The organism is Marinilabilia sp. (assembly GCF_016278715.1).
Lineage (GTDB): Bacteria > Bacteroidota > Bacteroidia > Bacteroidales > Marinilabiliaceae > Marinilabilia.
In genome coordinates, this window is sequence record NZ_JADQBH010000304.1 from 1 (window position 1) to 19,275 (window position 19,275).

At 41.9% G+C, this 19,275-nt stretch carries 17 protein-coding genes; 9 read left to right on the plus strand and 8 right to left on the minus strand.

The features are described from left to right. Positions 1-140: 140 nt before the first annotated feature. Positions 141-1,211: an AraC family transcriptional regulator gene (locus tag QZZ43_RS18450; RefSeq protein ID WP_291862338.1), complete on the minus strand. Its 1,071-nt coding sequence runs from the start codon at positions 1,209-1,211 to the stop codon at positions 141-143. 181 nt (positions 1,212-1,392) lie between these two features. Here QZZ43_RS18450 and QZZ43_RS18455 point away from each other — a divergent pair, with 181 nt between their 5' ends. Together QZZ43_RS18455 and QZZ43_RS18460 are read left to right on the plus strand one after the other, a co-directional pair. Beyond that, positions 1,393-1,692 (plus strand): DUF2752 domain-containing protein, encoded by a 300-nt coding sequence (locus tag QZZ43_RS18455; protein ID WP_291862341.1) that lies wholly within the window; start codon positions 1,393-1,395, stop codon positions 1,690-1,692. A gap of 6 nt (positions 1,693-1,698) precedes the next feature. Continuing rightward, entirely contained in the window at positions 1,699-2,043 is a 345-nt protein-coding gene (locus tag QZZ43_RS18460) for a TM2 domain-containing protein (protein ID WP_291862343.1), read from the plus strand. Between the two features lie 44 nt (positions 2,044-2,087). Here QZZ43_RS18460 and QZZ43_RS18465 read toward each other — a convergent pair whose 3' ends face one another. Continuing rightward, positions 2,088-2,546 (minus strand): hypothetical protein, encoded by a 459-nt coding sequence (locus tag QZZ43_RS18465; protein ID WP_291862346.1) that lies wholly within the window; start codon positions 2,544-2,546, stop codon positions 2,088-2,090. Positions 2,547-2,832: 286 nt separating this feature from the next. Here QZZ43_RS18465 and aroB point away from each other — a divergent pair, with 286 nt between their 5' ends. Both aroB and QZZ43_RS18475 read left to right on the plus strand, forming a co-directional pair. Continuing rightward, positions 2,833-3,888 (plus strand): 3-dehydroquinate synthase, encoded by a 1,056-nt coding sequence (aroB, locus tag QZZ43_RS18470; protein ID WP_291862348.1) that lies wholly within the window; start codon positions 2,833-2,835, stop codon positions 3,886-3,888. Positions 3,889-3,952: 64 nt separating this feature from the next. Then, entirely contained in the window at positions 3,953-5,188 is a 1,236-nt protein-coding gene (locus QZZ43_RS18475; protein WP_291862351.1) for a 3-phosphoshikimate 1-carboxyvinyltransferase, read from the plus strand. Positions 5,189-5,282: 94 nt separating this feature from the next. On the opposite strand, the gene lpdA is transcribed toward QZZ43_RS18475, so the two are convergent. The 4 genes from lpdA to QZZ43_RS18495 all read right to left on the minus strand — a co-directional run bounded on the left by lpdA (position 5,283) and on the right by QZZ43_RS18495 (position 10,363). Then, complete coding sequence (gene lpdA, locus QZZ43_RS18480; RefSeq protein ID WP_291862353.1) at positions 5,283-6,674, minus strand: dihydrolipoyl dehydrogenase; 1,392 nt, start codon at positions 6,672-6,674, stop codon at positions 5,283-5,285. 332 nt (positions 6,675-7,006) lie between these two features. Further along, the gene (locus tag QZZ43_RS18485) at positions 7,007-8,107 is read right to left on the minus strand and encodes a redoxin domain-containing protein (protein WP_291862356.1); all 1,101 of its coding nucleotides are present in this window, start codon (positions 8,105-8,107) and stop codon (positions 7,007-7,009) included. A gap of 10 nt (positions 8,108-8,117) precedes the next feature. Further along, complete coding sequence (gene meaB, locus QZZ43_RS18490) at positions 8,118-9,233, minus strand: methylmalonyl Co-A mutase-associated GTPase MeaB (protein WP_291862358.1); 1,116 nt, start codon at positions 9,231-9,233, stop codon at positions 8,118-8,120. 47 nt (positions 9,234-9,280) lie between these two features. Continuing rightward, on the minus strand, positions 9,281-10,363 hold the full coding sequence (locus tag QZZ43_RS18495; protein ID WP_291862360.1) for a DUF1573 domain-containing protein: 1,083 nt from the start codon (positions 10,361-10,363) through the stop codon (positions 9,281-9,283). A 406-nt stretch (positions 10,364-10,769) separates the two neighbouring features. Between QZZ43_RS18495 and QZZ43_RS18500 the strand changes: the two genes are divergently transcribed. Continuing rightward, positions 10,770-11,957: a M20 family metallopeptidase gene (locus QZZ43_RS18500; RefSeq protein ID WP_291862363.1), complete on the plus strand. Its 1,188-nt coding sequence runs from the start codon at positions 10,770-10,772 to the stop codon at positions 11,955-11,957. A 634-nt stretch (positions 11,958-12,591) separates the two neighbouring features. Further along, on the plus strand, positions 12,592-13,296 hold the full coding sequence (locus QZZ43_RS18505) for a Crp/Fnr family transcriptional regulator (RefSeq protein ID WP_291862366.1): 705 nt from the start codon (positions 12,592-12,594) through the stop codon (positions 13,294-13,296). Between the two features lie 68 nt (positions 13,297-13,364). On the opposite strand, the gene QZZ43_RS18510 is transcribed toward QZZ43_RS18505, so the two are convergent. Beyond that, positions 13,365-15,830 (minus strand): bifunctional UDP-N-acetylmuramoyl-tripeptide:D-alanyl-D-alanine ligase/alanine racemase, encoded by a 2,466-nt coding sequence (locus tag QZZ43_RS18510; protein ID WP_291862368.1) that lies wholly within the window; start codon positions 15,828-15,830, stop codon positions 13,365-13,367. After that, the gene (locus QZZ43_RS18515; RefSeq protein WP_291862372.1) at positions 15,827-16,405 is read right to left on the minus strand and encodes a thymidine kinase; all 579 of its coding nucleotides are present in this window, start codon (positions 16,403-16,405) and stop codon (positions 15,827-15,829) included. Before QZZ43_RS18515 ends, QZZ43_RS18510 begins: the two co-directional genes overlap by 4 nt. Before the next feature lie 72 nt (positions 16,406-16,477). On the opposite strand from QZZ43_RS18515, the gene QZZ43_RS18520 reads away from it, so the two are divergent. From QZZ43_RS18520 to QZZ43_RS18530, 3 genes are all read left to right on the plus strand, one after another. Continuing rightward, positions 16,478-17,308: a hypothetical protein gene (locus tag QZZ43_RS18520; RefSeq protein WP_291862375.1), complete on the plus strand. Its 831-nt coding sequence runs from the start codon at positions 16,478-16,480 to the stop codon at positions 17,306-17,308. A 6-nt stretch (positions 17,309-17,314) separates the two neighbouring features. After that, positions 17,315-17,989 carry a 16S rRNA (cytidine(1402)-2'-O)-methyltransferase gene (gene rsmI / locus QZZ43_RS18525; protein WP_291862377.1) on the plus strand — a complete coding sequence of 225 codons (675 nt, stop codon included), beginning with the start codon at positions 17,315-17,317 and terminating at the stop codon, positions 17,987-17,989. A 245-nt stretch (positions 17,990-18,234) separates the two neighbouring features. Then, complete coding sequence (locus tag QZZ43_RS18530; protein WP_291862380.1) at positions 18,235-19,107, plus strand: hypothetical protein; 873 nt, start codon at positions 18,235-18,237, stop codon at positions 19,105-19,107. Positions 19,108-19,275: the final 168 nt, after the last annotated feature.

The window sequence follows — 19,275 nt, forward strand, 5'->3', positions numbered from 1 at the left end:
CAATCAATGTAATACTGTCGCTCGTTCATGGTGCAGTTTATTTTTACTGCAATGCAATATAGATTTTCAAAAGAACGACGTATCTTTTCATCGGGAAGGCGTACGAGCCGATAAAACAATACAGGAAATTTTCTTTTAATTCAAGCACATGAATCTCTGAATTGAGCAGGAGTCAGCCCCACTATTTCCTTGAAGGCCCTATTGAAAGAAGATTTGGAATTGTAGCCTACAATCTCGGCAACCTCTTCTATCTTATATTTTAGTTTGTCCTTTCCCGAAAGAATTTGTTTTGCTTCTTCTATCCGAAAAGATGCAATCCAGTAAAAAAAATTCATCTCAAATTGCTCATTAATGACTTGTGAAACCCGATGGGGAGTTTCTCCAATTTTTTCGGCTACTGAAACGAGAGAAACAGCGTTGTGACAGTAATACTTTCCCGATTCCATTAAATCAAGAAGTTTCATCCGAATTTCATCTTTCTGATGATCGGAGAGATTTGATTTTCCATATTTACCTGCAACACTTTGCGTGGTATCAGAGAAAAAAGTGGAGCGACTGATAATCATAAAACTTGTAAAATACATCATCAGGGCAATGTAACTGGCAATAAAGAAGTCGCCCAAATCTCGTCCATAACGAATCTTTACAATCACAAAAATTATCAGAACAATTGAAAAATGAATGATTGAATTGCGATAAGAAGCCAAACTATGATTTCTGAAGGTAAAAAAAGAGATGTCTCGTTTCCTGTATTCTGCCGTTAATATTTTTACAGACAGAAAAAGGTAAATCAAAAAATGTATAAGGATTATCTCATTTAAATTCCTGCGGATAAAAAGCGGGTCCGCATTAAAAATGGAATAATTTCCCCCATCATACAGGGAAGGAAAATAACTAAACAAATAGGACTGAATGCGAAAATCCAGCGGTTGTAAAAAGTAGAATAGACTATAAACCAAATAAAAGCCAAAAAGAAGAAAATGCAACCACTCCTTTTTCCTTTGTTCCGGTCTCACTCCCGCTTGGATATAAAAGTAAAGAAGTGGTGCAACCACAAACACAAGCGGCTCAGAAAAATTATCAAGAAAAACCACCCGGCTCATCAGGCCTGTATAATTGAGAAGAATCTCCAATATAATGAATGAAAGAGCTAACACAAACAGACCCAAATAGCGATTTCGCTTTAGTTTACGGCTTTTCTTATTCAGCAAAAAAACACTGATAAAAAAACCTTGGAAAACACCGAGAAAAATCAATACCGCATATATTGTCACTTTAATTTCAACAATTTGCATGACGTGTCAATAAAATTATTTTAAAGAATAATTTCTTCATTCCTAAATATATTGTAATTTCACGAAGATAGAAAACTTAGCTATATCTCTGGTTGTGATGAAGTACACATTTCACAAAAAACATCTGGAGGCCTTTTTCTGGATACTTGCTGTAATCCTTTTGGCGGCAACCAATCCTGAAGGCTCAGGACACATGTCTTTATGCCCGTTAAAAAACCTGGGGTTTAGTTTTTGTCCGGGATGCGGACTGGGACATTCAATCTCCTGGCTTTTCAGGGGAGAATTTGCAACGTCCTTTCATTGTCATCCTTTTGGGATACCGGCTGTTGTCATCCTATTAACCAGAAGCTACAACTTACTTAAACGTGACATTCATCTGTCAGGAAAACTAATCTAAACACCAATGGAACGAATCTTTAAAATGATGCCCGAAGCCGAAATGGAAGAGGCTTACTTTCTGGACAACCTGCTTAAGGAAAAAAGCGATCAACAGGTAAAGGATTTTTTAATTGTTTACCGCTCACACCGACGCGACCCTCAAATGACCTTACTCACTGCCTTGATCGGTTTTTTGGGGATATCGGGAATTCACCGGTTTCTTTTAAACCAGATAGGGATGGGAATTCTTTACCTATTTACTGCCGGTTTGTGTTTTATCGGAACCATTGTTGACCTTGTAAACCACCGGAGTCTTACACTGGAATACAACCAAAAGAAAGCCCACGAGTTAATGCTCATGATGCGATGATGAAGTAAAAAAGGCTTCGGATATTATTTGCCGAAGCCTTTTTCTTATTTTTTCTCCAGTTTTCTCAAAAAGCTGCTCATTTCTTGTCTTCCCGCTTTTCCTACCGCCGACAATCCAACAGGCGGATATTTGGCAACACCTCCCTGCATTCGCTGAAACAGAATTAAATAAGACGTCAGACCTCCTGCACCAAAACGAATTTCATGGTGGTGAAAGTTCTGAAGAGGTATTTTAAATGCCTTAAAATTTCGACCAACAGGAAAAAGATTGTAATATTTCACCATCAATTCTTTATTATTCTCAACCTCAATACGAACGAAATGATATCCCCCCATGTAAAAAAACAGAGCTACCAATCCGATAATCCCTGCCAATACAAGTCTCATCCAAATAGGTGAATAAAAAATTTCGAAAAACGAAAGCGCAAAAAGAATGACCAGTCCGGCCCAAATCCCCGAAAAAATCATCAGGGCACGTGCAGATTGTTTCTGATTGGAAATCATAAAATAGTTATTTGAAGTTATATTCTGATGTCAGAGACTTTCTCCCACCTTTACGCTAAGAAGTTGTAATATAGCAAAATGACGGTTTAAAAAAATGCAATTTAGTTCTTAAACAACTTAAAATTCTGCGAATAACGTGCCTTTAATAACTTTTCAAGGACGTTTAAGGGCAACGGTACAAGTTTAAAGCGTCATGTTATTTCTGCACAATCCCCATACAAAGATAAAAGTTCGAACTCAATAAAAAACCTTATTTTTGCAGCAATTACTTAACTAAATATTAATCATGCAACCATTATCTTCAAAATCGGCGCCAGTGTCACTTTGTACCGACCCGGTAGCGGATCTGAATGAATTGATAAACAAAATATCTCCGGACAAGGTATTTCTGCTCACTGATGAACACACCTTCCTCCACTGTTTGCCCCTTATCCAGGGCGTTAAAGACATAAATAAAGAGCAAACCATCACCATCGCTGCCGGAGATAATTTTAAAAACACCGAGGCACTCGCTTCTGTTTGGCAATTATTATCTGAAAAAGGTGCATCCAGACATTCACTGCTCATCAATCTGGGCGGTGGAATGCCCTGCGATCTGGGTGGGTTTGCCGCAGCAACTTACAAGCGAGGAATTCCGTTTATCAATCTCCCCACCACTCTACTCTCCATGGTTGATGCCTCGGTGGGAGGCAAAACAGGGATCAATTTCAACGGATATAAGAATGAAATCGGAGCATTTTGCATTGCCGATATGGTTTTGATACACACGCAGTTTCTAAAAACACTGGATAGAGACAACCTACTTTCGGGTTATGCTGAGATGCTGAAACATGCCCTCATTGATTCACCTGAAACCCTTGAAAAGTTATTGGCCATTAAACCCGATGCCATTTCCGTTGAACTTCTGGCTGAGCTGGTGGCTGATTCTGTTATGGTAAAAGACCGTTATGTGGAGGCCGACCCACTGGAAAAAGGTATCCGCAAAGCACTTAACCTGGGGCATACCATTGGTCATGCCTTTGAAAGCCTGGCCATGAAAAAAAACCGACCGGCGCTTCATGGTTATGCTGTTGCCTGGGGTCTGATTCCGGAACTAAAACTGGCTGTTGCCAAAAAGCAGTTCTCTGAAAATATTACCAAAAAAACTGAGAACTACATCAACAACCTATACGGAAATCATGGCTTTTCTTCTGAGGATTTTGAGGACTTGTTTTCCCTGATGCAACACGACAAAAAAAACAGAGGAGACCGCATTAATTTTACACTTCTGAGCACCGTGGGAACTCCGGAAATTGACATTAATTGCAGCAAAGAAGAAATAAAATCAGCCATATTTGATTAATATCCCAATGTAGAATAACCCGGCCGTATGCAACCTGCTGAAAGGTCACGAACCAATAACAAAAATGACAAAAACAGACGTTACAGCCCCCAGAGAACTTAATAATATCCAAATCGAACTGCCATCCTCAAAAAGTATCAGCAACCGTCTGCTGATATTAAATGCACTTTCTTACAGTCCATATCCGGTAAAAAATTTATCCGACAGTGACGACACAAGAGCATTGGAGATTGCATTAACTTCCAATGCCCGCTTATTTAATGTGGGAGCCGCCGGAACAACCATGCGTTTCCTTACTGCCTTTCTCTCGCGCATCGTGGGCGAGTGGGTCATCACCGGTAGTAAACGAATGAAAGAGCGCCCCATCAGTGTTTTGGTGGATGCACTCCGAGAACTTGGTGCAAACATAGAATACACGGAAAAAGAAGGATACCCGCCACTAAAGATTTTTGGAAGTTCATTGCAGGGAAAAACGCTGGAATTACCAGGTAACGTCAGCAGCCAGTACATCTCTGCCCTTCTGATGATAGCCCCCACCGTTGCCGATGGTCTTTGCCTGAAGCTAAAAGGAGAAATAACCTCACGCCCATACATCAACCTCACACTCAAACTCATGGAGATGTTTGGCGTAAAATCTGAATGGACAAACGATACCATTATTGTTACTGAACAGGAGTTGAAACCGGTTGAGACCAAAGCCGAAGGAGACTGGAGTGCGGCTTCCTACTGGTTTCAGATGGTGGCATTGGCAAAAAGTGATGCTAGCGTGACTCTGAAGGGACTTGACAGATATAGTATGCAGGGAGATTCAGCAGTTGCCGGCCTGTTTAATCAATTGGGGGTAAAACATAACTTTTCAAAAAAAGGACTTCAACTCACCAAGTCGGGAGAGCTTACTAAACGGTTTAGTTACGACTTTACTGACCAACCCGACCTGGCACAAACATTTGCAGTGACCTGCGCTTGTCTTAATATACCATTTCACCTCACAGGACTGCATACCCTGAAGATAAAGGAGACAGACAGGATTAATGCCCTAATAGCTGAAGCACAAAAAATGGGATTTGTTTTTACTACCAATGATAAAGATGATTTAAAATGGGATGGCACTAAAAAGGAGGTAACCGCTCCTGTCGGCATCAGCACCTACCACGACCACCGAATGGCGATGGCTTTTGCCCCTGCTGCGCTCACCTGCGGAAACTTGGTCATTGAAAACCCGGAAGTAGTAAGCAAATCCTATCCCCGATATTGGGACGATTTGAAAAAAGCAGGCTTCTTAATTGAAGCAGTTTGCTAGAGAAATGCGGGTTTATCGAATAGAACATCGAAAAACCCGCATTAATTATGAACTACTATTCAGCGCTGAGCCTGATGGGACTCGCGTCGCGGATTTAAATATGAATAACCTCACCGTAAGCAGCTGCGGCAGCTTCCATAACGGCTTCAGACATGGTCGGGTGTGGATGAACTGTTTTGATAATTTCGTGGCCTGTGGTTTCAAGCTTACGAGCTGACACCAGTTCAGCAATCATCTCTGTAACATTGGCTCCGATCATGTGTGCCCCGAGTAGTTCACCATATTTGGCATCAAAAATCAACTTCACAAACCCCTCTTTATGACCAGCAGCACTTGCTTTTCCACTGGCTGAGAAAGGAAACTTACCCACTTTCAATTCATATCCGGCTTCTTTGGCAGCTTTCTCGGTCATTCCTACAGACGCAACTTCGGGGGAAGTATAAGTACATCCAGGAATATTTCCATAATTAAGTGGCTCTACATCCATCCCGGAAATTTTCTCCACACAAATAATCCCTTCGGCAGAAGCAGTGTGTGCCAAAGCTTGCCCGGGAACAATATCACCAATGGCATAAACCCCCTCAGCGGTAGTGCGATAAAATTCGTCCACTTTCACACGCCCCTTTTCAACTTCCACTCCGGCCTCTTCCAGACCAATATCTTCAATATTTGGAGCTATTCCGACAGCAGAAAGCACAATATCTGCTTCTATATTCTCTTCTCCTTTTTTAGTTTTCACGGTAACTTTCACCTTTTTGCCGGAAGTATCGACCTTGGTAACCTCGCTACTGGTCATTACTTTAATACCGGCTTTCTTGAAAGAGCGACCCAACTGCTTGGAAACCTCTTCATCTTCCAGAGGCACCACATTATCCAGATACTCCACCAAAGTAACCTTGGTTCCGACAGAGTTGTAGAAATAAGCAAACTCACTCCCGATAGCACCCGAACCAACAACTACCATCGATTCAGGTTGTTTTTCGAGTGTAAGGGCTTTACGGTAACCGATAATTTTCTTGCCGTCTTGTGGCAGATTAGGCAACTCACGACTACGGGCACCTGTAGCCAAAAGAATATTCTTAGCTTCCACCGTTTCTTTTTTGCCATCGCTTTTAGTAACCTCAACTTTCTTGTCTTTTGTAAGCTTTCCCGTACCCTGAATGACTTCAATTTTATTTTTCTTAAAAAGAAACTGAATACCGTTACTCATGCCTCCTGCAACTTCGCGGCTTCTCTTTATCATGGCCGAAAAATCGACCGAAGCTTTTCCTTCAATATTGATCCCATAATCCTGAGCATGGTTCAAATACTCAAACACCTGGGCGCTTTTAAGTAAGGACTTAGTCGGGATACAGCCCCAGTTTAAACATACACCTCCCAATTCGGCTTTTTCAACCACACCTACTTTCATTCCAAGTTGAGAAGCCCTGATAGCGGCCACATAGCCACCCGGGCCACTTCCTATAACAACGAGATCGTAACTCATAATTTTATATTACTTTATAAATATAACAATGTGATTTATTTCCATTTTTATAATCAAACATAGGGATGCGAATAAAATCAGATGACTTTTATGAATGAAGTCATTTTTGTTTTAACGATTTTATAATGCTGCCAATAGTGGGCAATTTACTGAATTTTCAAGTTCTTTAAAGTGCCAAAGAACAAGTATATGACGACAAGTTACCTCAGCACAACCCCATAGTTTAGAATAAACAATCGATTTGAATCTTTGTTGAATTTGGGCCAATATTATAAAAAGAAAGCCGGTCTTCACAATGAAAACCGGCTTTTTTAAGAGGTCTTGACTCGGACCTATAAAAGTTCTTCAAGTTTAGTCTGCAACTGTTCTCCTCTGAGATTCTTTCCAATAATAACCCCTTCTTTGTCGAGCAACAGCGTAAAAGGAATCGACTTAACGCCATAAATATTGGCAACATCCCCTTGAGGGTCATGCAGCAAAGTCCAGGTCATATTGTCTTCTTCAACAGCTTTCAACCAGGGTTCAGCAGTTTTATCAATAGAAACACCTACAATTTCAAAGTTTTCGCCTCCGAACTTCTCGTATGCTTTGACCATATTGGGGCTTTCCTGACGGCAAGGACTGCACCATGATGCCCAAAAATCAAGGAATACATATTTTCCCTGAAAGCTTTCAAGACTAACTTCATTTCCGTCTTTATCGGTAAGCGTAAAGGCAGGAGCCTTTTTCCCTTCTTCGATAGCACCTTCAGCAGCTTTTTGTTTCTGCATAGGCTCCAGCATTCCTTCAATTTCAAGAACATAGGGATGTCCCGGATTACTTTCTTTCAACGAGGCAACCAGTTCTTCAAGTTCGGTAAGTTCCATTGAACCTGCCATATTCATGGCCAGAAAAGCACCAACCACATTATCGGTGTTTGCCATCACAAAATCACGGTAATATTGCTGTTGCTCCTGCATTATCCCCTGATATTCGGCAGCAAGCTGCTGCATTTTTTCCTGGTCGCCACTCTGGCGGGCCGCCATAAATTCCTGCTGAAGACTTTGTGCACGGTCATTAGCAGGAACACTGTCATTAAACGCCTTAAAGATGTCGTTAACTTCAGATCCTGAAACCTCTGCATCCTGCATGTTTTCAACATCAGCATTTATTTTGATATTCGCATTCTCAAGGAAAAAAGCAACAGGAACCTGATTGTCATCAATATAAATCAAATGTAATTCGGGATACTCAACAGAACCGGTAAAGGTAAATGCTCCATCCACAATTTCTGCAGTATCAATAGCTGCCGGGCCTTGAGCTTCAATTTTCTGCAAAACAGCCTGTCCTTCGGATACGCCTTCTACAGTCCCACTCACCTTATATTGGTCAGTTTTGCCACAAGATACCAAAACAACAAGGCCTGTCAATAATAAAAAACCAATCTTTCTCATAAAATAATCATTATAGTTTATCAAAATATTTATTCAATAATTCACGCGCTGCATTAAACGAACTGGTTTCGGCATTGAGAACCTTTTGTTCGTAATGTTTCAGTTCACCTTTAATGTCGGGATGTTGATAAAAATTATTTTTTAACTGTTCGTTAATACTTTCAAACATCCAGTATTTTGCCTGCTCCCGGCGATTGTTTTTAAAAAAACCGTTTTCACGGGTCATTTCTATATATTCCAAAATCATTGTCCACACATCATCCACTCCCTCATCCAAAAGGGAGGAACAGATTTCAACCCGGGGCGTCCATCCCGATTGTGTGGGCGGGAATAGGTGCAACGCATTGCGGTATTCGGTCCGGGCCATTTTGGCTTTCTGTATATTCTGTCCATCCGCTTTATTTATGGCAATGGCATCAGCCATCTCCATAATGCCTCTTTTAATTCCCTGCAGTTCATCACCTGCTCCGGCAAGCATCAACAGCAAAAAGAAATCAACCATGGAATGAACAGCAGTTTCTGACTGTCCCACGCCCACTGTTTCAATAAAAACAGTATCGAAACCAGCTGCCTCACAAAGGATTATCGACTCTCTGGTTTTTCGGGCAACTCCCCCCAGCGAACCGGCAGAGGGAGAAGGACGAATGTACGCATTTTTTTCGGCCGACAAATTCTCCATACGTGTTTTATCTCCCAAAATACTCCCGCGAGATCGCTCACTACTAGGGTCTATCGCCAGAACGGCAAGTTTTCCTCCCCTTTTCAAAATATGCATCCCCAGAGCCTCAATAAAAGTACTTTTCCCGGCACCGGGAACACCTGTTATCCCAATCCGAACGGATTTTCCGGAATAAGGCACACATTTTTCAATAATTTGCTGGGCCATAGCCTGATGCTCGGGCTTACTACTTTCAATCATAGTAACGGCCCTGCTCAGTACAGTCACGTTGCCTTCCAGGATACCCTCCACGTACTGGCCAAGCGTCAATTTAGATCGTTTCCGGTCTAAAAATCGTTTTGCAGCGTCAGGGTTCACAGAAGGCAGACTTTCCACCCCTTTATTTACATTCAGCCCCTTAAAGGCAGGGTCATTTTCCACATGTTTGTGTCCGTCCCAAACATCCATTCTCCAATATTTAAGTTCTTTCTTCTACAAATCAGGATTATTCCTGATTATTTCACAACAGTCCCTGTCAAACGAAGCAACATAGTGCTTTTCTTGGGGTCATTGGAATAAATAGTTACTGATTTATTTTGTCTGCCACTCATTCCCCTGGAGTTAAACTCGGCAACAATATTGGTGCTTTCACCCGGGGCAATGACCATTTTGTCGGGCTGAATTGCGGTACAGCCACAAGATGCACGAACTTTTCTCAACACCAAATTGGATTTACCTGAGTTGGTAAGCACAAAACTATGAGATACTTTCTCACCTTGCTTCAATTCACCAAAATCAAAAACCCGATCTTCAATATTAATAACAGGAGCCTTGGCCATCTGTTCATCCGTCCACTTGGAATAATCTTCCTCAATGGTAGCACTCACACTCAACCGATTGCCACGATTGGTGTCATCATTAATTTTTAAATAAACCTGGTCAACCACAAAACCCCAGTCCTCTTTTTTCCCTGCGTCATAAACTGCGGTAATTACACCTTTTTGGCCTGGAGCCACGACTTCGGGTTTTACAGATATTTGAAGATGTTCCGGTACCTTGTCAAAGGTAATAGACACTTTATCATCAGAGGTATTGATAAATTCAAGCTCTTCAGTTTTCACCTCTTGCGGAGCCACGCGAGTAAATGAAAGATGAGATGTTTTTAACCTGACCGGGCCCATCTCTCTGGGATAAATATCTTCCATTGTTTTTTCCTTTGGAAGAACTTTACCGGTGATACGAAGAACCTTGGTCGGTTCATCCGCATTGGTGGTAACAATTACTGATTTATTAAAATTCCCGGGTCTGTTTCTGGGGTCAAAAGTAGCCTTGATAAAACCTTCTTTTCCGGGTTGTATGGGTTGACGGGTCCAGTCAGGACTGGTACATCCGCAGGAAGCACGAACCGTATGTACAATCAGCGGTTGCCCTCCACTATTGGTAAAACTAAAAGTATGGGTCACTGTTCCTCCATCCTCTTTGACCTCCCCGAAATCATAAATTTCTTCTTCGAAAGAAATTGCAGATTTTGATTGTTGTGCCTGCAAACCAAATCCAATGCCCAGAAGAGCAATAAACAATAGTATTTTATTCATCATTGTGTTTTTGTTTTAACGATTTTATGAGGAACAGCTGATTCATTCTGCAATAATCAACAGATGTTCTCTCTTTACATTCTTACAAAGCTAATAATATTTTTAATTTCGTAAACTTCCCCAAAACCATGCCAACTTCCAAAAAACACTCACCTAATTTCACAATAGACTGTTAGATTTTTAGATAAATCGTATAATATTTAATATCTGCATTTTAACAAAAACAACTTTTAGGAATAAATGACTGATTCAGAGGTTTTTGCAAAAACTCAACGAACTATTAATTTCAAAAATATCCTGTTTTTCCTTTATCAGCTGAAACTACTACATTTGCAATATCCGAACTTCTTCAAGTTCCCGGCACATCAAACCTCATTAATAGCCTGATACAACATCTGAAAAATTAAATATGGAAACCTTAAAGCAATTGATACAATCCCTTTCAACGGGAAAGATGGAAAAAATCATCCAGCACCGGCGCCACATTCATCAGCATCCCGAGCTTTCATTCGAAGAACATGAAACATCTGCCTATGTGGCTGCTGAACTAAAAAAAATTGGCATTCCTTTTAAGCAGGGAATTGCCGGAACTGGAATCATTGCCACCATCGAAGGAAGCGGAAAAGGCAAAACAGTAGCTTTACGTGCCGATATGGATGCCCTCCCCATCCAGGAGGAAACTTCATTGCCATTTTCTTCCGTAAACAAAGGCGTTATGCATGCATGTGGTCATGACGTCCACACCTCAGCGTTGCTGGGAGCGGCTGAAATACTAAAACAGTTAAAAGACCAATGGAAAGGGACGGTTTTACTTATTTTTCAACCAGGTGAAGAGAAATTCCCCGGAGGAGCCAGTCTGATGTTAAAAGAAGGGGCGCTGGACCATCCCAAACCCGACCTGGTAATCGGACAACACGTTCTGCCTGATATGCCCACCGGCCACGTTGGATTCAAACCCGGTATGTACATGGCTTCGGGTGACGAAGTTTATCTCACTATAAAAGGTAAAGGCGGACATGCAGCTCTGCCACATACTCTTAACGATACAATTTTAATTGCATCCAATGTCATTGTGGCTCTTCAGCAAGTTGTTTCACGCATAGTTCCGGCAAATATACCGACAGTGCTTTCCTTCGGAAGAATTGAAGGATTAGGAGCTACCAATATTATTCCCGAAAAAGTGGAAATTGCTGGAACCCTGCGCACCATGAACGAAGAGTGGAGAATCATCATTCAGGAAAAAATCAAAGAAATAGCCGAAGGAACAGCTAAAGCCATGGGGGCAGAGTGCAAGGTGGATATTAAACATGGTTACCCGGTGGTTTACAATCATGAGCAAACTACCAAAGACGCAATTAATTTCGCCCGTGATTTTTTGAATCCGGAACAAGTTGAAGAGATGGATATCCGTATGACTGCAGAAGATTTTGGTTATTACACGCATCAGTTTCCATCTGTTTTTTACCGTTTTGGGGTAGGCCGAAAAGACGGACAAACGGGGGCCCTCCACACTGCCCAACTCAACATTGACGAGGACAGTCTGGAAACAGCAACCGGGATGCTGGCCTGGCTCGCCATTCGCTTTCTGAACCAATAACCATAGATTTTTTAGAGCAATAATCCGTTAAAAAAGGCTTAAAGACAGAGACACAAAGTTCTCACCACCACAGAGTTGAGACAAATGGTCATTAATATATAAATGACTTTTTATCAAGCTTTTGCAAAAGCATGGCAGGATATAATAGAAGAAAAAAAAATTCCAAAAGGGATTTCATCCCCTAAACGCAGACTTGCTTTTTTGGTAAAAAGAGATCAAGACTTGCTGTAAATTGTAGATATTTATTTTTATCAGGTTTACAGTTAAATGATTTTTCTCCAGTCAATAGTGACTTTGAATGCTCTTTTTTTTAACTTTGTATGTTATATAACATGATTTCAGGGCAAGGATTGCTCTTTAGAAATTTAGAAAAAAGATTATAATAAATTTTATTTCGCTATTTATCTGCGCATTAGCAAGAATAAATCAGTTTAATAAAATAATTTTTCCTCAACACAACACAAAGCCTTAACCAACTACTGAGTAACAAATTGACAGGCATATTGACAGGCATATTGAATACAGACTGGCACAAGCACCCCCCAACACACCAGTTCTGAATTTCTTTACCGCCTTATCTTAAAACCGTATAGCAGAAACCGAATAAGGTTTTTAAAAGAATACACATTTTAAAATGGGCTATAAAAAAGGGACATTACAGGAACCAACCATAAAAGATATTCCTCAACTATACGACATTCTGACACCCGAGGAAAAAGAATATCTTCAGGCCAATCATACGACCATCCGTTATCGAAAAAACCAGATTATTTATCAGGAAGGGGAAAAGCCCACCGGGTTGCTTTGCATTGGCTCGGGGAAAGTAAAAATCTACAAGGAGGGAATGACCGGCAGGGAACATATTGTCCGAATGGCCAGTGGGCCCGGTTTCATCGGATACCGAGCCCTGTTTGCCGACGAGCAACACATTGCATCTGCTGTAGTGTTTGAGCCATGCGTAATTTTTCACATAGCGCGCGATGTAATCATGGAGCTGATGAAATCCAACAACGCTCTGTGTATGAACATCATCAAATCCTTTGCTACCGAACTGGGGTTTGCCCGATTCCGGACAGTTTCGCTGACCCAAAAACACATCCGGGGAAGACTGGCTGAAAGCATTTTAGTACTGCGCGACATTTACGGATACGAGGAAGATGGCGTCACCCTCAGCATTTACCTTTCGCGCGAAGATATGGCCAACTTTTCAAACATGACAGCATCCAATGCCATTCGAACACTGACTGCATTTGTGAAAGAAAAAGTGCTGACTGTTGACGGTCGCATCATCAGAGTTCTGGACGAACAGAAGCTTGAGCGGATTTCCAGACTTGGATGAATGCAATTAACAATGACCAATTAGAATTGACTAAGGAATGCATATTTTAACCGCAAAAAGGCAGAAAATCACTCTTTAAAATAGACACGGGTAACCCTCCTGGAGATACTGGTTAGAATCTCATACGGTATGGTATCCAGTTGTTTTGCCATATTGGTGAGCGGATAATCATCCCCAAAGACAATTACCTCATCTCCTTCTTCTGCCTGTATATCCGTTAAATCTACCATGCACATATCCATACAAATATTGCCCACAATGGGAGCCAGCCGGCCGTTGATCATCATTTTACCACAACCATTACTCAAATGGCGATTCAGTCCGTCGGCATACCCAATTGGAACCACACCAATCAGGCCATCACGCTTTAACATTCCGGAACGGTTGTATCCCACTGTCTCAAATCCAGCCACCCGTTTAATTTGAGATACGTACGACTTCAGGGTGACTACATTTCTCAGGTCGTCAATTTGCCCAGGCCCGAAACCGTAAAGCCCAATACCCAGACGAGCCATATCGAAGCGAGCCTCAGGGAAACGCTCAATCCCTGCACTGTTCAAAATATGCATACAGAAATCGGTATCCAACTCTCTCTTTAATCGTTTACAAACAATCTCAAACTTTTTTATCTGCTGGCGGGTAAAAGCATCATGAGCCTCATCATCGCTACCGGCGAGATGGGAAAAAACTGATTTTATTTTCAAAGAGGGCATTCTTTCCAACCGGGCCACCAACTCACCAACTTCATGTTCCAAAAACCCCATTCGGTTCATGCCTGTATCCACCTTAATATGGATGGGAATAACCTCCGATGCCTCTGCACACACTACAGAATTAAAAGCTTCCAATACCTTAAAGCTGTATATCTCAGGTTCCAGATTAAAATCCAGCATCTGCAAAAAGCTTTTCTCCTCAGGATTCATTACAATAATTGGAGTTGCAATTCCTGCACGACGAAGTTCAACACCTTCATCAGCGAAAGCCACTCCCAGATAATCCACATTCTGGTATTGAAGAGCTGCAGCAATTTCGTAGGAGCCACTTCCATAGGAGAAAGCCTTTACCATGGCCAGCAATTTGGTATCGGGTCCCAGCATACTCCGGAAACGGTTGAGATTGTGCACCAAAGCATCCAGATTAATTTCCATAACCGTGGCGTGTCTTTGCAACTCCAAACGCTCAACAATGCGCTCGAAACTATACTTCCTGGAACCTTTCACAAGAATGGCTTCATCTCTGAAATGAAAAGTGGAAAGAGCTTCCAGCATCTCTTCAGTGGTTTCGAAAAATGAGGATGGGACGTGAAAATGCGCAGCATAACGCACCATAGCCGGGCCTACACCTACAAAACGGTCAATTTGTTTTTCATTGATCAAGGCAGCAACAAGGGGATACAAATCACGATCGGGCATCCCCGTCTGCAGAAGATCGGAAAGTATCACAGTACGAGTCACACCTTTCTTGCGGCTTTGCTGAACCAGAAAATCAAGAGCTACTTCCAGGGATGTAAAATCGGCATTGTAAGTGTCATTAATAACCAGGTTATTATTGATCCCCACTTTTTGCTCCATCCGCATAGCCACCGGAACAAGCCCGCCGATCTTTTCAACAATCTGCCCGGGCGAATAACCCCGGTAAAGCATAAACAGAACCACCGGTAAAGTATTTTCCACACTGACCTGATCGGTATATGGGATAACCACCTCAAAGATATCGATCCCCCACCTCAGCATCAGGTGCTTTCGTTCGTTCACTTCATCCTCGCTCAGCAATTGCAGTGTAGCTTTATCTGCACGCCCCCAGGTCAACAACTCTTTCTCCGGAAACCTTTTGCCCATCGTTTCATCAACCAATGCCTGATCGCAATCATATAAAATAGTGGAAGCATCTTTAAACAACACCAGTTTTTCTTCAAGCTTTTCTTTAAGCGAAGAGAAATTTTCCTGATGTGCCGGTCCTATCGTAGTAAAAAGGCCGATGGTAGGCTGAATGATTTTCTGCAAATAATCCATCTCCCCAGGAAGCGAAATTCCCGCTTCAAAAATCCCCAATTCGGAAGTTTCATTGAGATGCCAGACAGAGACAGGCACACCAATCTGGCTATTGTAACTTCGCGGCGACCGGGCAATGAACACATCGCTGCCCATCATCTGGGTAATCCACTCTTTCACAATGGTTTTACCATTGCTGCCGGTGATTCCCAAAACAGGAATTTGAAATCGCGAACGATGCCAGGCCCCAATATTCTGAAGTGCCCGAACAGGGTTATCTACCTCAATCCAATTGGCCTTTGAAGCAACATCCTCAGGGATTCTGCCTTTTTTAACCACAAAATTCAATACCCCCTTACCCACGAGTTGTTGTAGAAACTGATGACCATCGTGCTTATTGCCTTGCAAGGCAAAGAAAAGACTTTCCGAAGCATCGTAAACTGAGCGACTATCGATCAGTAAACGGGCAACCAGAGAATCATTGTTTTTAGTTAAATGGCCTTGGCAGGCTTCGGTAAGTTGTTCGGGAGCGTACGTAATCATTTTTTGAAGTATTTATGATAACAGGCGCGACAAACAGCTTCGTAATTACCCGATGCACCCAGTTCCACGAGCTTGTCGCTTTGTGATTTTCGAAGAGAATACTGAGCCAAATCACCACAGCGCATACAAATAGCATGTACTTTGGTCACATACTCAGCCGAGGCCATCAATGCAGGCATGGGACCAAAGGGAATTCCTTTAAAATCCATATCCAGACCGGCAACAATAACCCGAATTCCCTGTCCTGCAAGTTGATTACAGACATTTACCAGGTTGTGGTCGAAAAACTGGGCCTCGTCAATGCCCACAACCTCAACATTACTGCTGAGCAGCAAAATATTCCCGGAACTCTCTACCGGCGTAGATCGAATACTATTGGAATCATGAGAAACCACTTCATCCTCACTGAAACGATTATCCACCATTGGTTTAAAAATCTCTACCCGCTGACGGGCAATTCCGGCGCGACGAAGCCGCCGCAGCAACTCTTCCGTTTTTCCGGAGAACATTGAGCCCGCAATAACTTCAATCCAACCGCGTTTTTCGGACTTATCAACCTTATTTTCAAGAAACATTTAAAGAATAATTTATTTTCGCACTGCAATCACTACATTTGCAAATGTAACAAAAATGGGCCTCAAGCTATTATGGAAAAAGATGCTCTTCTCGAAATAATTATCCACGACCTGAAAGAGGTGGAGATTATGGCAGAAAATGCCAAAGGAGAAAGACAACTCTCGAAAGCTTATTTTAAGCTGACACGAAACAGAATCAAGAGTATTCTGGAAGAAATAGAGATGTTGGAAGAACTTTCTCTTCCCGATAACAACGAATCACAATCAGGAAAAAGTGTTGACCCGGAAAAACCAACTACTAATCCGGAAATTGACCATGGAAAAGAGGCAATCGAGAGCAACAGCACTCCAACCTCTGCAGCAACTGAAGAGCCGGTTCAAGAAAACTTTTCGGAAGAAGGACCTGTTATCGAAGAAAAAGATGCGCATGTAGCTGAAAATTCCAGTGCCAACCAACTGCCTCAAAAAACACCGGAGGCTGAAAATCTTAAAGAAAAAATTCCGGCAAAAGAAAAACATAAAGAAGCTACTCAGGAACCAAAAACAGCATATCAGGAGGAAAAGAAAAAAGAGAGCAAGGTACTGGGAGAAAAGCTGAAAAAAGAACAAGCCTCTTTTAACGAGCAAATAGGCAAACACCAGAAAACCAATACCCCAAAACACTCCTTCAGCACTCCTCCCATAGCCGATCTGAAAAAGGCAATGGGCATTAATGACCGTTTCTTTTTTCAAAGAGAACTGTTTAATGGAAGTGCTGATGTTATGAATCAAACACTTGAACAACTCAATCAGATGCAAGGCATCAATGAAGCCCAAAATTTCCTGTTGGCTAACTTCAACTGGGATCCTGAAAATGAAGCAGTACTAAGTTTTATGGAACTGGTGGAGCGCCGATATTATTAAATCGCTATGAGTAAACTTTATGTTATTCCCACCCCCATTGGAAACCTGGAAGACATTACTTTCAGAGCAGTCAGGATTCTTAAAGAAGTGGATTTTATTCTGGCCGAGGATACACGAACATCTGGCAAACTTCTGAAGCACCTGGATATTGCCACAAAAATGTATGCCCATCATAAGTTCAATGAGCATGCTTCGGTTGAGAAAGTAATTTCCCGCCTTTTAGGAGGCGAATCAGCGGCCCTTATTTCAGATGCAGGAACACCTGCCATTTCAGACCCCGGATATTTAGTAGTCCGGAGTTGCATTGATGCAGGCATAACAGTAGAGTGCCTGCCAGGGCCCACAGCCTTTGTGCCGGCGCTGGTAACCGCAGGATTACCCAATGACAAGTTCTGTTTCGAAGGATTTCTCCCGGTCAAGAAAGGAAGAAAAACCCGGATGGAATTTCTCCGAAATGAACAAAGAACTATGGTTTTTTATGAATCGCCACACAGGCTGATAAAAACCCTGGGACAATTTTCCGAAAACTTTGGGAACGACCGTCAGGCTGCTGTTTGCCGAGAAATCAGCAAGATTTACGAAGAAACTGTAAGGGGAAGCTTACAGGAACTGACCAGCCACTTTTCCGAGCATCCTCCCAAAGGAGAAATTGTTTTAATTGTCAACGGCAAAAAAGATTAATAACTTTGATCAGGAATTCTATTAATCAATAGATAGTTAGATTTTTAGACAAAAATGTAAGATGCTTCGTAAAATCTTGATATACTGGATTTTAACGAACAAACCCCTTTGAGTACAAACAATTGGCTTGCAGCACATTGCAGAAGTTTAACGGAATATTGATTAATAACATACAATAAAAAACGCTTGCAAAACGTCTTATACCGGGAATTACAGCAATTTTTTAACAACTTAAACCAAAAAAAATGAAACGGGCATTAGTAATATTATTTGCAGTGGCATTTCTTTGGCAATGTCAAAGTGGCCCCAGTCGCACCGAATTGAAACAACAAAACGACTCTCTGGCCCGGGCAACAGCCATGAAGGACAGCCAAATGAACCAGATGGTGAACACCATTGGGGACATTGAACCGACTCTTCGGGTGATAAAAGAGAAGGAACAAATTATTGCTTTGAAAGCTCGTCAGGGGGAAACCTCAGGGGAGTCGGCCGAACAGATCAATGAAGATATCAGACTTATTTACGACCTTATGGTTCAGAATAAGGAGCGCATTGAATCGCTGGAGCAACAGCTTAAACAATCGGGCATTGAAACCGGCCGTCTCAACAAGCTCGTGGCCAATCTGAATGATGAATTACGTCAAAAAAATGTGGAGATAAAACAACTCAACGACCTGTTGAAGGAAAAAAATACAGAAATCGATGATATGTTTTATGCCCTCACGGATATGGAAATCGCCATGGACTCCATTAAAGCTGCCAATGAGGAGGCCCGCCTGCAGTTGCAGGCAACCCGCGACGATATGTATACGGCTTATTACGCCATTGGCACAAAGAATGAATTAAAAGAAAAAAACATTCTCAGCCGTGAAGGATTTCTTTTCTTTGGCAAAACCCAACTGCTCAAAGACGATTTCGAGAAAGAATATTTTGCTGAATTAGACATCCGCGAAACTGACAGTCTGGAACTGTTTCAGCACAACATTGAAGTGCTCACCGCACACCCTGAAGAATCCTTTTCCATAAATGCTGACGAAAATGGCAATATGGTGCTGAGCATTGAAGACAAAGATGCGTTTTGGAGTATCTCCAAGTATCTGGTGGTTCAGGCAAAATAAATAAGGGCCCCTAAAATACCCCAAGAGGGACTGAAAAAAGATCAGAGGTTAGAAGAAAGCTACAACGCTGTTAACATAAACTTTAATACAGGCAGTGATTTAATTATTAAAAATTGAGCCCACTCCGAGAAGGTTCTTTGTTGCCAAAATTTTCGTAACAGGAGAATT

Bases quoted from the DNA above. Each gene is read 5' to 3' on its own strand.
- QZZ43_RS18455 (WP_291862341.1), top strand. From the start codon at position 1,393: ATGAAGTACACATTTCACAAAAAACATCTGGAGGCCTTTTTCTGGATA.
- QZZ43_RS18460 (WP_291862343.1), top strand. From the start codon at position 1,699: ATGGAACGAATCTTTAAAATGATGCCCGAAGCCGAAATGGAAGAGGCT.
- QZZ43_RS18465 (WP_291862346.1), bottom strand. From the start codon at position 2,546: ATGATTTCCAATCAGAAACAATCTGCACGTGCCCTGATGATTTTTTCG.
- aroB (WP_291862348.1), top strand. From the start codon at position 2,833: ATGCAACCATTATCTTCAAAATCGGCGCCAGTGTCACTTTGTACCGAC.
- QZZ43_RS18475 (WP_291862351.1), top strand. From the start codon at position 3,953: ATGACAAAAACAGACGTTACAGCCCCCAGAGAACTTAATAATATCCAA.
- lpdA (WP_291862353.1), bottom strand. From the start codon at position 6,674: ATGAGTTACGATCTCGTTGTTATAGGAAGTGGCCCGGGTGGCTATGTG.
- QZZ43_RS18485 (WP_291862356.1), bottom strand. From the start codon at position 8,107: ATGAGAAAGATTGGTTTTTTATTATTGACAGGCCTTGTTGTTTTGGTA.
- meaB (WP_291862358.1), bottom strand. From the start codon at position 9,233: ATGGATGTTTGGGACGGACACAAACATGTGGAAAATGACCCTGCCTTT.
- QZZ43_RS18495 (WP_291862360.1), bottom strand. From the start codon at position 10,363: ATGATGAATAAAATACTATTGTTTATTGCTCTTCTGGGCATTGGATTT.
- QZZ43_RS18500 (WP_291862363.1), top strand. From the start codon at position 10,770: ATGGAAACCTTAAAGCAATTGATACAATCCCTTTCAACGGGAAAGATG.
- QZZ43_RS18505 (WP_291862366.1), top strand. From the start codon at position 12,592: ATGGGCTATAAAAAAGGGACATTACAGGAACCAACCATAAAAGATATT.
- QZZ43_RS18510 (WP_291862368.1), bottom strand. From the start codon at position 15,830: ATGATTACGTACGCTCCCGAACAACTTACCGAAGCCTGCCAAGGCCAT.
- QZZ43_RS18515 (WP_291862372.1), bottom strand. From the start codon at position 16,405: ATGTTTCTTGAAAATAAGGTTGATAAGTCCGAAAAACGCGGTTGGATT.
- QZZ43_RS18520 (WP_291862375.1), top strand. From the start codon at position 16,478: ATGGAAAAAGATGCTCTTCTCGAAATAATTATCCACGACCTGAAAGAG.
- rsmI (WP_291862377.1), top strand. From the start codon at position 17,315: ATGAGTAAACTTTATGTTATTCCCACCCCCATTGGAAACCTGGAAGAC.
- QZZ43_RS18530 (WP_291862380.1), top strand. From the start codon at position 18,235: ATGAAACGGGCATTAGTAATATTATTTGCAGTGGCATTTCTTTGGCAA.